Annotated in this window: 11 protein-coding genes; 2 read left to right on the top strand and 9 right to left on the bottom strand. The window is 54.0% G+C overall.

Features of this window, described 5'->3' with window-relative positions; genetic code table 11:
* Positions 1–126 precede the first annotated feature (126 nt).
* Positions 127–3456: a diguanylate cyclase gene (locus AB8846_RS20940; RefSeq protein WP_370733595.1), complete on the top strand. Its 3330-nt coding sequence runs from the start codon at positions 127–129 to the stop codon at positions 3454–3456.
* Here the strand turns inward: AB8846_RS20940 and alkA are convergent.
* On the bottom strand, positions 3421–4293 hold the full coding sequence (gene alkA, locus AB8846_RS20935) for a DNA-3-methyladenine glycosylase 2 (RefSeq protein ID WP_370733594.1): 873 nt from the start codon (positions 4291–4293) through the stop codon (positions 3421–3423). The genes AB8846_RS20940 and alkA overlap by 36 nt on opposite strands.
* Positions 4294–4423: 130 nt before the next feature.
* On the opposite strand from alkA, the gene yegD reads away from it, so the two are divergent.
* The gene (gene yegD / locus AB8846_RS20930) at positions 4424–5776 is read left to right on the top strand and encodes a molecular chaperone (protein WP_045355491.1); all 1353 of its coding nucleotides are present in this window, start codon (positions 4424–4426) and stop codon (positions 5774–5776) included.
* Positions 5777–5816: 40 nt separating this feature from the next.
* Here yegD and AB8846_RS20925 read toward each other — a convergent pair whose 3' ends face one another.
* The 8 genes from AB8846_RS20925 to AB8846_RS20890 all read right to left on the bottom strand — a co-directional run bounded on the left by AB8846_RS20925 (position 5817) and on the right by AB8846_RS20890 (position 15049).
* Complete coding sequence (locus AB8846_RS20925) at positions 5817–7286, bottom strand: EAL domain-containing protein (protein ID WP_370733624.1); 1470 nt, start codon at positions 7284–7286, stop codon at positions 5817–5819.
* A 327-nt stretch (positions 7287–7613) separates the two neighbouring features.
* Positions 7614–8087 carry a hypothetical protein gene (locus AB8846_RS20920; RefSeq protein ID WP_370733593.1) on the bottom strand — a complete coding sequence of 158 codons (474 nt, stop codon included), beginning with the start codon at positions 8085–8087 and terminating at the stop codon, positions 7614–7616.
* The gene (locus tag AB8846_RS20915; RefSeq protein WP_331411926.1) at positions 8062–8742 is read right to left on the bottom strand and encodes a winged helix-turn-helix domain-containing protein; all 681 of its coding nucleotides are present in this window, start codon (positions 8740–8742) and stop codon (positions 8062–8064) included. Before AB8846_RS20915 ends, AB8846_RS20920 begins: the two co-directional genes overlap by 26 nt.
* 152 nt (positions 8743–8894) lie before the next feature.
* The gene (locus AB8846_RS20910) at positions 8895–9575 is read right to left on the bottom strand and encodes a molecular chaperone (RefSeq protein ID WP_370733592.1); all 681 of its coding nucleotides are present in this window, start codon (positions 9573–9575) and stop codon (positions 8895–8897) included.
* Positions 9572–11185, bottom strand: a complete 1614-nt coding sequence (locus AB8846_RS20905) for a fimbrial protein (RefSeq protein WP_370733591.1) — start codon at positions 11183–11185, stop codon at positions 9572–9574. Before AB8846_RS20905 ends, AB8846_RS20910 begins: the two co-directional genes overlap by 4 nt.
* A 4-nt stretch (positions 11186–11189) precedes the next feature.
* Positions 11190–13682 (bottom strand): TcfC E-set like domain-containing protein, encoded by a 2493-nt coding sequence (locus AB8846_RS20900; protein ID WP_370733590.1) that lies wholly within the window; start codon positions 13680–13682, stop codon positions 11190–11192.
* Between the two features lie 56 nt (positions 13683–13738).
* Positions 13739–14413, bottom strand: coding sequence for a hypothetical protein (locus AB8846_RS20895; RefSeq protein WP_063144543.1), 675 nt, complete (start codon positions 14411–14413; stop codon positions 13739–13741).
* A gap of 51 nt (positions 14414–14464) precedes the next feature.
* The gene (locus tag AB8846_RS20890; protein ID WP_032658856.1) at positions 14465–15049 is read right to left on the bottom strand and encodes a common pilus major fimbrillin subunit EcpA; all 585 of its coding nucleotides are present in this window, start codon (positions 15047–15049) and stop codon (positions 14465–14467) included.
* Between the last annotated feature and the right edge of the window lie 213 nt (positions 15050–15262).

Here is a 15262-nt window from a genome sequence, read left to right as displayed (position 1 = left end):
GTGGTGTCAAATTCTGAGCGGTCACCATATGAATTGTAAATTGTTTGTACTAGCATAAACCAAATTATCAAATTCACGCGTTCGGACATCTTCCCTGACGGCATGGCGTCTCTGGATAAAGCGGTAATGAATAAACAATACCAGCGGGTTTTGGTTACCACCCCACATCCTTTAATACGACTTGTCTGTCTGGGCCTGGTCACCTTTATCTTTACCTTATTTTCGCTGGAGCTCACCCGGTTCGGCACCCTGCTGGCCCCGCTCTGGTTCCCCACCGCGATTATGATGGTGGCGTTTTACCGCCATGCAGGAAAAATGTGGCCGGGCATTGCTCTCGCCTGCACGTTCGGCAACATTCTGGCTTCGTGGATGTTGTTTTCGTGGGGATCGGTCAGCCTAATCTACCCTTCTATTAACGTCATTGAGGCCGCTATCGGCGCGCTGCTGCTGCGCAGATTACTTCCGTGGTACAACCCGCTGCAGAATCTGAGTGACTGGATCCGCGTGGCCATCGGCAGCGCAGTGGTACCGCCGCTGGTGGGCGGCATTCTGGTGTCTCTGCTGGCCCCCGGCTCTGCCCCCCTGCGCAATTTCTTCGTCTGGGTGCTGTCAGAAGCGATTGGCGCGCTGGCGCTGGTGCCGTTAGGACTGTTGTTTAAACCGCATTATCTGCTGCGCCACCGTGACCCGAGATTGCTGCTGGAAACGCTGACGACGCTAGCCGTAACGCTGGCCCTCAGCTGGGCAGCCATCACCTGGCTGCCGTGGCCTTTTACCTGCGTTATCGTTTTGCTTATGTGGAGCGCGGTGCGCTTGCCCAGGATGGAAGCGTTCATGGTGTTTCTGGTCACCGTGATGGTGGTGTCGCTGATGATTGCCCGAAACCCTGTGGCGCTGACCACCCAGCACGTCGGGACGATGCTGAACGCCCCCTGGCTGCCGTTCCTGATGCTGCTCCTGCCAGCCAACGTGATGACCATGGTGATGTACGCCTTCCGCGCCGAACGCAAACACATCACCGAAAGCGAGGAGCGCTTCCGCAATGCGATGGAGTATTCCGCCATTGGTATGGCGCTGGTCAGCATTGAAGGAAAATGGCTTCAGGCTAACAAGGCGCTGTGTAATTTCCTCGGTTACAGCCAGACGGAGCTTCAGTCACTGACCTTCCAGCAGCTCACCTGGCCGGAAGATCTGCACACCGACCTGGAACAGCTTGAACAGCTGGTCAACGGCGACATCAATACCTATACCCTCGAGAAGCGCTATTACACCCGCGACGGAGAAGTGGTTTGGGCGCTGCTTGCCGTCTCCGTCGTGCGTCATGCCGACGGCTCGCCGCTCTATTTTATTGCCCAAATTGAAGACATTAACGACCTGAAGCACACCGAGTGGGTCAATAAACGCCTGATGGAGCGCATTACGCTCGCCAACGAAGCGGGCGGCATCGGCATCTGGGAGTGGGATCTGGAGCCAGACATTATCAGCTGGGACAAGCGGATGTTTGAGCTGTATGAAATTCCGCCGCATATCAAGCCCACCTGGCAGCTCTGGCATGACACGATGCTGCCGGAAGATCGTGCCCACGCTGAGAAGGTGCTGCGGGACTCGCTGATTTCCCGCCTGCCGTTTAAGCTGGAATTCCGCATCCGCGTGAAGGAAGGCGTGCGCCATATTCGCTCCCTGGCGAACCGGGTGCTCAACAAGCAGGGTGAAGTCGAACGGCTGCTCGGTATCAATATGGACATGACCGAGGTTAAACAGCTCAACGAGGCCCTCTTCCAGGAAAAAGAGCGTCTGCACATCACCCTCGACTCCATCGGTGAAGCGGTGCTGTGCACCGATAACAACATGAACGTCACCTTTATGAACCCGGTGGCCGAGAAAATGAGCGGCTGGCTGCAGACCGAGGCTATCGGCCAGCCGGTTCTGAAGGTGTTGCACATCACCTTTGGTGAAAAAGGGCCGCTGATGGAGAATATTCACAGCGGCGACATGTCCCGTTCCGATATCGATCAGGACGTGGTGCTGAACTGCCGTACCGGCGGGAATTTTGATATTCATTACAGCATTACGCCGCTCAGCACGCTGGATGGGCAGAATATTGGCTCGGTTATCGTGATCCAGGACGTGACCGAGTCGCGCAAAATGCTGCGTCAGCTGAGCTATAGCGCCTCCCACGATGCGCTGACCCATCTGGCAAACCGGGTCAGCTTCGAAAATCATCTCAAACGACTCCTGCAGACCGTTCGCGAAACGCGCCAGCGACATGCTCTGGTCTTTATCGACCTCGATCGCTTTAAAGCCGTCAACGATTCGGCAGGCCACGCGGCGGGGGATGCCCTGCTGCGGGAACTCTCTTCCCTGATGTTGACCATGCTCCGCTCCAGCGACGTGCTGGCGCGTCTGGGCGGGGATGAGTTCGGGTTACTTTTACCGGACTGCAATATTGAAAGCGCACGCTATATCGCCGGTCGCCTGATCCAGGCGATCAATGACTATCACTTTATGTGGGAAGGCCGCCTGCACCGGATCGGCGCCAGCGCAGGTATCACGCTGATTGATGAAAATAATCATCAGGCGTCGGAGATCATGTCGCAGGCGGATATTGCCTGTTATGCCTCGAAAAACAGCGGGCGCGGCATGGTGACGGTTTACGAGCCCCAGCAGGAGCGGGATCACAGCACGCGCAGCATGATGTCGCTTGATGAACAGTGGCACATGATTAAAGACAATCACCTGATGATGATTGCCCGCAGCGTCGCCTCCCCGCGCATCCCGGAAAGCAGTAATTTCTGGCTGCTGTCGTTACGCCTGTGGACCAGCCAGGGCGAAGTCCAGGAGGAGCATGCCTTCCGCTCGGGCCTGGCGGAGCCAGAGCTTTTGCACGCCCTCGACAGACGTATTTTCAGTGAATTTTTCCGCGCCTCTGCCGCACAGGTCGCCAGTAAAGGCATGGGGGTGGCACTGCCGCTTTCCGAGGCTGGTTTAGCGAGCGTAACGCTGGTTGATGAACTTCTCGACCTGCTGGATAAAAGCCCGATGCCGGGCCGCCTCCTGCATCTGGTTATCTCAGCCGACGTGGTGTGCAGCCCGGATAAAAATCTGCAGCGGAGTCTGCAAAAGCTTCGCCAGGCGGGCTGCCGCGTGATCTTCAGCCAGGTCGGCCGCGACATGAACGTCTTTACCCACCTGACGGCCAATATGGCCGACTATCTGATGCTGGACGCAGAGGTGGTAAGCAACGTCTATGGCAATCTGATGGATGAAATGATGGTGACCATTGTTCAGGGCCACGCCCAGCGTCTGGGAATGAAAACCATCGCAGGCCCCTGCAACCAGCCCATCATGATGGATACGCTCTCCGGCATCGGCATTGATTTTATCTATGGGGACACCATCGCCGAGCCGCAGCCGCTGGATCTACTGCTCAACACCAGCTATTTCGCCATCAACTGACGGCGCCCAGCCGTCGGTATACCAGATGTGCAGCAGCGCGTAAGAGCGCCACGGCTGCCAGCGCTCGGCATAACGCCGAATTTGCGCGGGCGTCATCCCGGCAAAGCGTTGCTTAATCAGATAATCATCCGGCAGAAAGACATCTTTCGCCTGCCAGCCGCGCAGGGCCAGGTAGTTTGCCGTCCAGCGCCCTATCCCCGGCCGCTGCTGTAGCGCTTTCATCCCGGCCTCAATATTCGCGGGCGGGAAAAGCGGAAACGTCCCGTCGATGACCGACTGTGCCAGATGAATTAACGACTCTGCCCGCTTTACCGGCATACCTAACGCTTTCAGCGCCATCGGGTCCGCTGCCGCCAGCGCGTCCGGCGTGGGGAAACAGAGATAGCCCGGACAATCCGCGATCGGTTCGCCGCACAGCGCCACCACGCGCGACGTCAGTTTCGCCGCCATCGCCACGCTCACCAGCTGTCCGAGGATCGCCCGGACGCCCTGCTCGTACGCATCCATTGCCCCCGGCAAACGCAAGCCTGGCCGGGCAGCACCGAGATCCCCCAGCGTATCCGCAACGTGCTGCGGGTTGCAGGCGAGATCGAACAGGCGTTCGATGCGTTCAAGGCACGTCTGCGCAACCGGGATTAACCCCGGGCTGAGCGTGACGGTCAGCGTATGGGTGGCGATATCCGGCGTGACGCGAAATATCCCCTGATGCCCTTCGCAGGCAAAACTGCGCTCGTAGTAGTCGTTTGTAACGGTTTCAATGCCCGTCACCGCACGCGCGCCAAGAAAGCCAAACATCCACTGCCAGTCGTAAGGGGGAAGCCATGTCAGGGTATACATCGTTGCTCCTTTTTTGTTCTTATCAGCATAAACGGAAAGACCTTGTATTGCCTTGCTTTCATATTCCTGTTGTCGCCATGAAGACATTTCGTTAAAGTCTCGCCCCTTCTCACTGGCATGGGGATTCATCGTGTTTATTGGATTCGACTACGGTACGGCAAACTGCTCGGTTGCGATTATGCAAAACGGACAGCCACAGCTCCTGAAAATGGAAAAAGAGAGCACGCTGCTGCCCTCTATGCTCTGCGCGCCGACGCGTGAAGCGGTAAGCGAATGGCTGTTCCGCCACCATCAGGTTCCGGCCACGGCGGCGGAGACCCAGGCGCTGCTGCGCCGGGCTGTCAGCTTTAACCGCGAGGAAGACATCGACGTTTCGCCGTCCAGCGTGCAGTTCGGCCTCTCTTCGCTCGGGCACTATATTGAAGACCCGGAAGAGGTCTACTTCGTTAAGTCGCCAAAATCCTTCCTCGGCGCCAGCGGCCTGAAGCCGCAGCAGGTGGCGATGTTCGAAGACCTGGTGTGCGCGATGATGCTGCATATTCGCAATCAGGCGCAGACGCAGGTGTCAGATGCGATTACCCAGGCGGTGATTGGCCGCCCGATCAACTTCCAGGGGCTGGGCGGCGACGAGGCCAACCAGCAGGCGCAGGGGATCCTTGAGCGCGCGGCGCACCGCGCAGGCTTCCGCGACGTGGTGTTCCAGTATGAGCCGGTTGCGGCGGGGCTGGATTTTGAGGCCACGCTGACGGAAGAGAAGCGCGTGTTAGTCGTGGATATCGGCGGGGGTACAACGGACTGCTCGCTGCTGCTGATGGGACCGCAGTGGCATAACCGTCGCGATCGCGAAAATAGCCTGCTGGGGCACAGCGGCTGTCGCGTAGGCGGTAACGATCTGGATATCGCGCTGGCATTCAAGAGCCTGATGCCGCTGCTCGGCATGGGCGGCCAGACGGAAAAAGGCATCGCCCTGCCGATCCTGCCGTGGTGGAACGCGATTGCCATTAACGACGTGCCTGCGCAGAGTGATTTTTACAGCACCGCGAACGGCCGCTTCCTTAACGATCTGGTGCGTGACGCGCAGGACGCCGAAAAAGTCGCCCTGCTGTATAAGGTGTGGCGTCAGCGCCTGAGCTACCGCGTGGTGCGTACTGCTGAAGAGAGCAAAATAGCCCTTTCCGACCGCGCTGAACATGCGGTCTCCTTGCCGTTTATCAGCGACGATCTGGCCACCGCGATTTCGCAGGACGGGCTGGAGACGGCGCTCGCGCAGCCGCTGCAGCGCATTCTGGAGCAGGTGCAGCTGGCGCTGGAGAACGGCAAAGAGAAGCCGGACGTTATCTACCTGACCGGGGGGAGCGCCCGTTCGCCGCTGATCAAGAAAGCGCTGGCGGAACAGCTGCCGGGCATTCCGATTGCCGGTGGGGATGACTTTGGCTCCGTTACCGCAGGGCTGGCACGCTGGGCGCAGGTGATGTTTAGTTAAAACTACGCTCGCCCCTGACTATGATACGGGGCGAGCGAATTCAGGGTGCGGTAAGGCGCGGATTATTCTGCTTTTCCTGCCCTGGAGACTTCTTTTCCCGGACGGGCCTCGTGATATTTTCACACCGCTTCATGAAGCCTTTGAACTCCGCCAGCGCCACCGGGGGCATAAAAAAGTACCCCTGCTGGTAGTCGACCTGATTATCCACAAGCCAGTCGCGCTGGTAGTCATATTCCACCCCCTCAGCCACGGTTTGCAGCCCCAGAATGGCGGCCAGGTTTATTATCGACTCCAGCATCGGCAGCGACTGCTCATGCGCGTGGATGCCGTTGATAAAGGTCTTGTCGATTTTAATCACATCGAGTTCAAGCTCGTTCAGATAGCAAAGATTCGCATACCCCGTGCCAAAATCATCCAGCGCAAACAGCACCCCGCGATTGCGCAGGGAGCGGATCAGCTCTTTTATTGCCGGAGTGATCACCAGCGTCTGGTTTTCGGTTATTTCGATCATCAGCTTTATCGGCAACGATTCCGTTAACTCTAAAAAGTTAAGGCACTCCCAGTAAAAGACGGGATTGCTCAGGCTTGAAGGGCTTACGTTAAAGGCGACAAAAAAGGACTGTCCGTGCCGGTGAATGCTGTGATTTAAATCGCTGGCTACCTTATTCATTAAATAGCTGGTCAGCTCATTAATAAGCCCGCTTTTTTCCGCCAGCGGAATAAACTCACGCTGGGAAATGGCGTAATTATGACCCAGCGGCCAGCGCGCTAGCACCTCGACCCCGCTCAGCTCTCCATTGCTGCCGACGATAGGCTGATAATACGGAATAATTTCCTCATTTTTCAGCGCCAGGCTCAATCGATCGGCCTCGTTATTATCACAGACATAGCGCGGCGGTTTTTCATTTCCACTTATTCTTTCTGCCAGCAGGCCGTTACGGGAAAGAAAAATAATGGACTCGTTGAAATTATCAAATTCCAGACGATGGGTTATTTTATCCCGATAGCGATAAAGTGATTTCACCGCCAGCGAATTTGCCCGGCAAAATTCCTCCTGGCCGGTTCGGGTGAATGAGGCATTAAGCATTTCCTGTTCAAAGTCGCTCAGGCGAAATTCATCCACAAGGCCTATTCTGGCGGGCGCACCGTTTTCAGTATTCGCCATCAAAATCTGCTTCAGCGAATCAAAGACGGCATTAGCGTCCAGTTTAGCATCGATAAACTCCGCATATTCAAAGCCTCGGTTAATACATTTATTTTCACTCAGCCTAATAACCATGCTCTTGATGCTGATAAACTGACTGCTGTTTCTTTGCAGCCACCTTTTAACCAGGCCAAATGGCATTCGGCTATCAATAATTAACAGGCAGGTTTTGTACTGGGGCGTGGATATATCAGAATCGTTGATATAGGTTCCGGTATCCACCAGTATCAGATTAGGTAAAAATGACCTAATCCCTGAGAAAAGATAAATGTCATAACTAAGCAGGAAGACCTTTTTCGTGTTCATAATCATCACCATCATGGTTTTAATTGCAAAGGCTACCCCTCCCTCAAATAGAGAGAACATTCACAATTGATTCGGTTTCCAACGACATACATGTCAGATAATTAATATTCTCATTGCAAAGCTACGGAAAAGCTTTTTATATCCCCCGGGCTACGGTTACAATCAGAGTTAAAATAATAAGAATATTCCCATCACCAGAACAGGGAATTTTCTTGGCTGCGGCAAGTACAAACAAATGCCCTTACATTCACAACCAGACAAACTTAAATTTTAAAAACAAATCAATCAACAGAGAAAAATGCCTGTAAATTATTGTAAGGCAGAGAATCACTTCGCACGACAGACCATCAGCGTGCGGCGCAAATCCCTGATACCATACACATTGTCGTCAATATGGATGACCTTGTAATAAAACAGCGTCTGTTTTGACATCAGCAGATCCGTTATCGCGTCAGGCAGATCGTCATTATCGTTCTTGACTATTGCCAGGCGCTCTGTACGCAGATATCCGTCGCTATCCTTGCCTAAAAAACGCAGCGACGTTGTGCGATTCACGGCGTACTGTTTATCATTGACGTCCAGCACGCCCACCTGCGACAGCATCCCGTCTTTTTCCGAAGAGATCCTGAATACCTGGAGAACCTCTCCCTTTATTTTTATCCCGTCTTTTTGCGTGTCCAGCTCGATATGATATTTAGAGGTACAGACCAGCGCCACCGGGATTGCCCCGCGGTGAAGTACAATGGAGAACAGAGCGAACAGCGCGGCCATGATGCTAATAAAAATAATTTTGGCACTCATACGCCACCTCTTTTTCATCCATCATACAAATACTGAAGAAGTGCTCTTTCAGTTTATTACCCTTAGACAGACTATTATCGTCATAAAATATAATGGTTTTCTTCGTGCCGTTACACATGGTATTAAAACCTTCCCATCGCTTCGAATGCAGAAACTTAAAAATTTTCTCCGACGAATTATCATCCATCGTATACACTTCGCAGACTCCGGCATTTGAAATATGCACCACGCCGTCGTTACTGCGAAACATTACGGTGAGAAAAATACCCATACATCCCACCACAACCAGAAAAAAAACAATCCAGACTAAAAATGTTTTGTTCCAGGGAAACGTCACTGCATGATTAACATTCGTTACGTCTTTCTCAGTAGCAACCAATATATGTTCACGGTTATCGTTGACCTGTGCCTGAAAAATAAAGCCTTCTCGCGGAATGGTAATGATAACACCGTCAATCCCTAGCGCAGAAAACCCCTTGCGTAACAAACTAATGCTTTTATTAAGACTATGTCCGGAGGGATTCATGCCATACTTGGCCCAGACTTCGTCAATGATCAGTTCGCGGCTTAATTGGCGAGTATTATTTATAATAAAAAAATCCAGTAACCTTGCCACCGAAGCGGAAAGAACAAGTTGTTGATCTTGTATGCTCAATTCTCGTTTCTCAGAGTCGTACAAAACCCGACCATTAATTATCTTTCTCATCCAGACAAACTCTTATATTTTTCGTTCATTATGCAAACAACCTATACAGAGTATATTTACCTTATACAGGTTAGCAATATAAGAATATTTTTATTTAGATTTTATGAGTCGGGTTTAAAACACGCATTGCCAATAGGGATATACTTGTGCAAAGCGACAATGAATTTTTTATTTTGATTTTTTAACCCGCTGCTTCGATACGTTTCTCCGGGGAGAACGTAACGGATAGTGGCCTCATCATCCGTAGAATTGCATCCCTGCTGCACAATGATTTTAAAAAAAGTGTTCCCGGTATTTTTAAGCACCCCGTCCTGCTCATCCAGGGTATAGCGCAGGTCGATTTTTCTCGGGCGCACCACCAGTATCGTATCCAGGGCGATAGCCGGTATCGCTTCGCTTCTTTTCCCCCCGTTGCGCTCCGGGAACATCGTGACGGGCAGCTCCGTGAACTGCACCCGGTAATAACGCTCCCTGTCATCCTGCGGGCCGCGGTAGAAAATCTTAAAAAACTCCCCGGCATCCGGCGCCAGCGAGAACGTCAGCGGCGCAAAGATCAGCTCTCCTTCTTCTATATCCTGGCGCTTCTCCCCGCCCGGCCCGGGCTTATCAATTTTCACCGCAGAAATTCGATACACATTCTGCTTTTTGCTGTCGTTAAAAATACGTTTGCTGATGAATGACTTGTCCGCAGGCATCTCGTAAATCGTGGAATCGAGATACAGGGCGTGCGCCGAAAAGCTCAGCAGCGCCGCACTGATGATTGCCGCATACCAGCGCTTCATTTGGTGACACCCAGCCAGTTTGCGGTGACTTTGATTTCGCCGCTGGCGCTAACCACGCCTTCCCAGTCGGAGCCTGCAACCGTCAGCGCCGAACGGGAGTCATTCATCGGAAACAGCAGCGATAAGCCGGTGCTGAAGTAGCTTCCGTCGTCGGTGTTATTCGCATCCCACGGCGTTTGCTGCCACAACGCATCGTTGAGGCTGATGGGTGCCTCGTCGCAGCTATTGCGCACCTGCGTCACGCTGCCCGACTGGTTGCTGTACTGCAGATACGCCGGGATCGGCACGCTGATCCCGCCCTGCGCGGAGGTAAACAGGCAGTACGGCGTATTGTTAATGGTCGTGGTGTCCCCCGTGACCTGAGCGGTAATACTGTCCGCCTGGCGCGGGCCGGAAACGGTGACGACATAGTCCATGCCAATCGGGGTATCATCGCCGATGGTGCCGCTGCCGCTTGCCGACGTGGTGTTATTCGACGAGACAATGCTGATTCCATACTCCTTCGGAATAATGTTCAGCTGCAACGATGGCGTGAACTCGTAATGCCCCGACTCCGGCGTTAAGCTATTGCGGAAAGCAAAGGTAAAAGGCTGACTGTTGGTAATGCTGTAGCCCGAGTCGACAAGGTTTTTAAGAAACGTCTTCGACAAAAAGAGATAGACGTAATGGCCGTCCGTTGAGAAGACATTGTAATAGGCCGTCGTCGCGCTGAAGTTATACCAGTTCGAGCCGTTACCGGAATAACGCACCGTTGACGCCGCTGGGGTAAAGCCCAGCGCGGCGGAATCGATATAGGCCCTGAAGGTGAGCGAGGCGGTCAGATTCGCGGTCTGCTGAAGGCTGTAGCTGACCATTTTGCAGATCACGCCGCTTACGTTTCCGACAACCCCCAACTCGCAGGCGCCAGAGTCATTGGTAATGCTCGGCGTCCCGTCGCTGGCGATCCACAGCTCCTGGAACGCACTGGTAGATTCCAGCGCCAGATGGCCGCGCTTGGTTAAGGTGTAGTTCACGTAGTTCCAGCGCCCGGTGCTTTGATCCTTACAGCGCTCGCCCCCCGCGTAATCATAGTTAATCGAGGTATAGCAGCGGTTAAAGACATAAGTTTCGCTGCTGCCGGTCGGCATCGCGCGAAAATATTCGTAGGCCGAATCGCTCAGCGACGCAAAGCCGTACGCCCCGCCCACCACGCCCGCGACCGAGCCGACCTGAGCGTGGTAGAAACCATTGCTGTCTCGGCCCTGACCGGAGATATAGCCGGACGTTGGGCATTGCGTACCGCTGTAACAGCGGATGCCGCTAAACGGCCCGTCAATCGGCGAATTATCGATCCACATATCCTGATAGTTATTCGCCGGAGCCGTCCAGCCCACGTAGCCGAGATAGCCGAGGCTCACCTGCGAGGTGCCGTATTTCACCCAGGTGTTGGATCCGCTAAAGCGAGGATCGAGCGCAGAGGGGGTAATGAAATACTCACCGTCCACGGCGTTTTCAATAAACAGAAAGTTATTGCTGACCGAGCCGGACGATGACGCGGTCAACGCGTTCGCCGCCAGCGGCGTCAATGCACCCGCAACGAGTAACGGAAGAATAAGGTTAACATTTTTCATAGCATTATCTCTGCGCCATAGTCGATTGCAGTGCGCATTGCACGTCCCCGACCCACGCTGCGCCGCGGGCTTTTTCCAGATCTAAATCGGCTTCGCAGATGTTGCCATTCGCCGAAACAAGGGTAATGACGGGGAATGTCTTATCGATATCAATCGCGAACTCACCTTTCGCATCGGTGCGCGTTTTGCCGATGTGGTTATGAATATCGGTATTGGCCGCGAGCTGTCCGTTCGGATAGCGCACGCGCCCGAAGACGGTCACCATGCTTTTCACTTCCGGCGCCACCACGCCAACGTTGCCCGGATAGAGGTTCAGCGACTGCTTACGCCCGGAGACGATATCGAAGCTGTCCTCGGAGTTGCGGTCGTTCATGATCTCCAGCTTGTACTGTGCGTACGGCGGCAATGCGATAAAGCTCGATTTGCCGCTCAGGACGTAGTGACGGTTATTGATTTTCGCCGCCAGCTTGCCGTCCCCTGCCAGCCCGGTTTTCACGATGATGCCGGAACGCTGGCGCTCTTTGCTGAGGCCGAAATCGCCCCCCACCCAGGCAACCGAACCCTGGGATGAGAAGTTCAGGTTGGTGGCGTTATCCGCCGATCGGGTAACGGAGACCGTCCCGGCGTTGTATTTGGTGGCATAACTCATGTTGCCGTTCACGGAATAATCGTTGCCGTAGTTCTGCTCGCCGCTCAGGCGGGAGGAGGCCGCGATCCCCGCCGAGGTAATTGGCCCGTCTTCAAACTGCCTGCGGGCGCTGATGTTGCCCTGCGTTGCACCGTAACGATCCCGCGATGCCCCGACGCTCAGCCAGGAGGCCAGCGGCAGCGAGAAGTCGAGGCTGACGTAACGCTCCTGGCGACCGTCGTCATTCTGGTTGTTGTAGTAATAGCGCTGCACCCCGGCGCGCAGGCCGACGGTGGCGTAACGCCCGGCGTACAGCGTGGTGCTGTAATCCAGGTTGCGATATTTGTTGCCCGAGTAGCGGTTTTCCGTCTGGCTCACCGTCAGCGATCCTCCGTGCGGAATAAAGCGTCCGAGGTTAATCGTGCCGCCAATGGAGTAGTTATCGCGCTCCTGCACCGGCAAACGGTCGCCAATCTTGCTGTCCTCGCGTGACGCCCACACCGAGCCAAACCCGCCGGGAGCGTTAAGGCTCACGCTGCTGACGTTGCGCCAGGTACCGTCGTTTGCCACCAGCGTTTGGGTGCCCACGCTCACGTATTCGTTGACGTTTAAGGTCAGGTCGGTTTCGTTCACGGCGTTGGAATCAAAGCCGTACAGCGTGGACTTCACGTTCAGGCCGGAGAGGATCGCCAGCGTCAGAGAGGCCGCACCGCCGGCAATCCAGGTCTGCTCGCTGCCGGCATTGTGGTAGTGATTGCGCTTGTAGCTTACGCGATCGTAATCCAGCGATCCGCCGAACACCTGCCATGAGAGCTGGTCCAGCCCGGCGGCCTGCTGGCGCGCGAAGATTTTATTCACGCGGCTGACCCGGGTGTTCACCGTGCGGCCGTTCACCACGATATCCACCGTCACGTCGTAAACCCCGTAGGGAAAACGGCTGGTGTCAATTTCGTAGCTGCCCATGTTGAAGTTCTGCACGCTCAGCAAGCGCCCGTCGCGGAAGACGTGGACTTCCCCGGCGGCCGGAAGAAAGACCGTAATGGGAGTCAGCGACAGCGCGGTATTTTCCACCACTGTGCTGCCTTTATTGCCGTAGCTGGCGCCGTAGATTTTTCCGCCGTTCAGCGCGTTCAGGCTGGCAATGGACTGCACGTTCCACGTATCCAGCATCCCCAGCGCCAGGCGATAGCCCTCGTAGTCGCGTTCGTACATCGCGCGATACACCTTGCTCGAACTGTTGCTCTCGCCAATACCGTATACCGAACCGTTAATATTGAAGTGATGCTCCCGAAGCGACAGGGTATTATCCAGCGTTAAATAGCTGCGCGAGCTGCTGCCATTCTGATAGTCGTTGTAATAGGTGCCGAAATTGTAATTAAGCACGTTAGAGAGCCTGTCCACGCTGGACGGGCCTAATAAGGTGCTGCGCGCCACTACCGCCTCGGTTAGCGCGTCCCGGCTGACGATCATCTCCAGGTGAAACGACGAAACGTTCAGCTGCAGGCGGGCTTCCGGCGTCAGGGCAATCGCGGTGTTATCCACAAACTTAGCGTCAGCGATTTTTTCTACCATGGCGCGGGTTTTATCCGACAGCACGGCGTTATTTGGCAGGTCGGAAACCATAATCGACTTCACGGTAATGTTCCCGTCGACCAGAGAGATCACCGCGTCCGCAATTTTCTGCTGACTCTTTTCGTCCGTTTCCTGATAGCGAATAAATACCGGAACCGTCATTCCCTGCTCCAGCGAACGGGCAAACGCGCCAGGAATAACGTATTTCCCGATCTTCACAGGCGCAGAATGTGCAAAGCCTGGTGTTAACGCTAGCGAGAGAAATACACTTCCCCCAATGAGATATTTAAACGACATACGCATCCTTACACATCGGCATTTTAATTTTTGGTACCGGTAATGGCGTTATGTTTTTACTTCACTGTAATAAATTGCTTGCCGTGCCAGATGCCAATACGGGTACGGCTATTCGACACATCGCTTTTTTGCAGCCTTATTTTTGTGCCCGGCATGACGTAATAACGCTCGCGGCAGCCCCTGCCCTGATCCTGCGCCTTGTCCTTGCAGGCGCCGTAGGCGATCACGCGAAATGAGACATTGCCGGTATTGGTAATCAGGTCGCCCTGACGGCTGTAGTCGAAGCGCTCCTTGCGCGGGGCAACAACCAGAATGGTGCCAATCTCCGCCGAGGCCGTGGCCGTCGCGGCTTTACCGGCTTTGGTGGTTGCGCTTTCACTGATCGGCTCGTCTATCCACTGCAGGCGGTAATAACGCTCTTTATCATCCTCCGGACCTTTATAGAAAAAACGGAACACATCTTTCGCTTCGCCAGGAAGAATAAGGCTGGCGGGTGTCGATAATAATTCACCGGGATTAGCATTCAGCTCGACGCCGCCGGGCAGCGGAGAGGAGAGTTGTTTTACCGTCACACTCACGTAGCGCGCAGAATCCGTCGTGTTGATGATTTCTTTCGATAATGAACTCTCTTCGGAAATCATTATCGATGTAATATCACCCACATTAATTGCCCAGCTGGAAAAGGATGTAGCAATCCCTACCAACATGGCTATTGGCACATATTTAGTCATTACTTATTTCCTGAGAAAATTCGGGAGAGTCACTCTCCCGAATTTTATTCATTACGCTGGAGTGGTCCAGGTCGCGTTGAACTGTACTTTCACATCGCCAGTCCAGTAGCCGTCAGGCAGCGCTGAGTAATCTGTTACCGGAGTCGTACCGTCAGAGGTAGCAGAGGAAATGGAGAACTTGAAGCTGGACTGATCGCTCACGCGCTCAGCACCGTTATAAGCACCATCCGCCATCAGGCTTTCGAGGCCAGAGGTTGAAGAGGAGTTAACCAGAACGGTTTCAGACGCGCTGGAAAGCGCATTGCCGTTCCATGCCACACCCACGTCCAGCGTAGACGCATCGCCGCTTGCGTTGGTCAGTGTATTGCTGATGACCTGTGCAGTCAGCTCGAAATCTGTCGCACTTTCTTGTCCCTGAATGGTTACGTCAAAAGCGCCGTCCTGAGAGTTAAACCCGTTCAGGCCTTCCGCATACTGGAAAGTCAGTGAGTTCAGCGGAGTAACAACCAGCATGCTGGTTGTATCTTTTGTAGCCGTTGCATCCCATGACGCTGTAGCAGATGCAGTCACATCAGCCATTGCATTTGCTGCTGCGAATACAGAAACCAGAGAGGCCACCAATAATAACTTTTTCATTTTTTTCTCCTGAGAACAAACGCGCAACCAGGCACTCTTTATAAGAACCAGGATGCTCCATTTAATTGCGAGCGAGATTTGCTGCGCCAAAAAAGTATTATTCGAAATAACCTTCCCCACAACACCACAAAATACGAAAAAACTTAACACATCTAGGAATTTTCTTAGCAGGAATAGGTTGGAAACACTCGACGATAACATTAAAACCTTATT

Origin of the sequence: Enterobacter sp. KB-221C9 (assembly GCF_041320715.1) — a bacterium.
Taxonomy (GTDB): Bacteria; Pseudomonadota; Gammaproteobacteria; order Enterobacterales; family Enterobacteriaceae; genus Enterobacter; species Enterobacter asburiae_D.
This window is presented reverse-complemented; position numbering and strand designations above follow the sequence as displayed.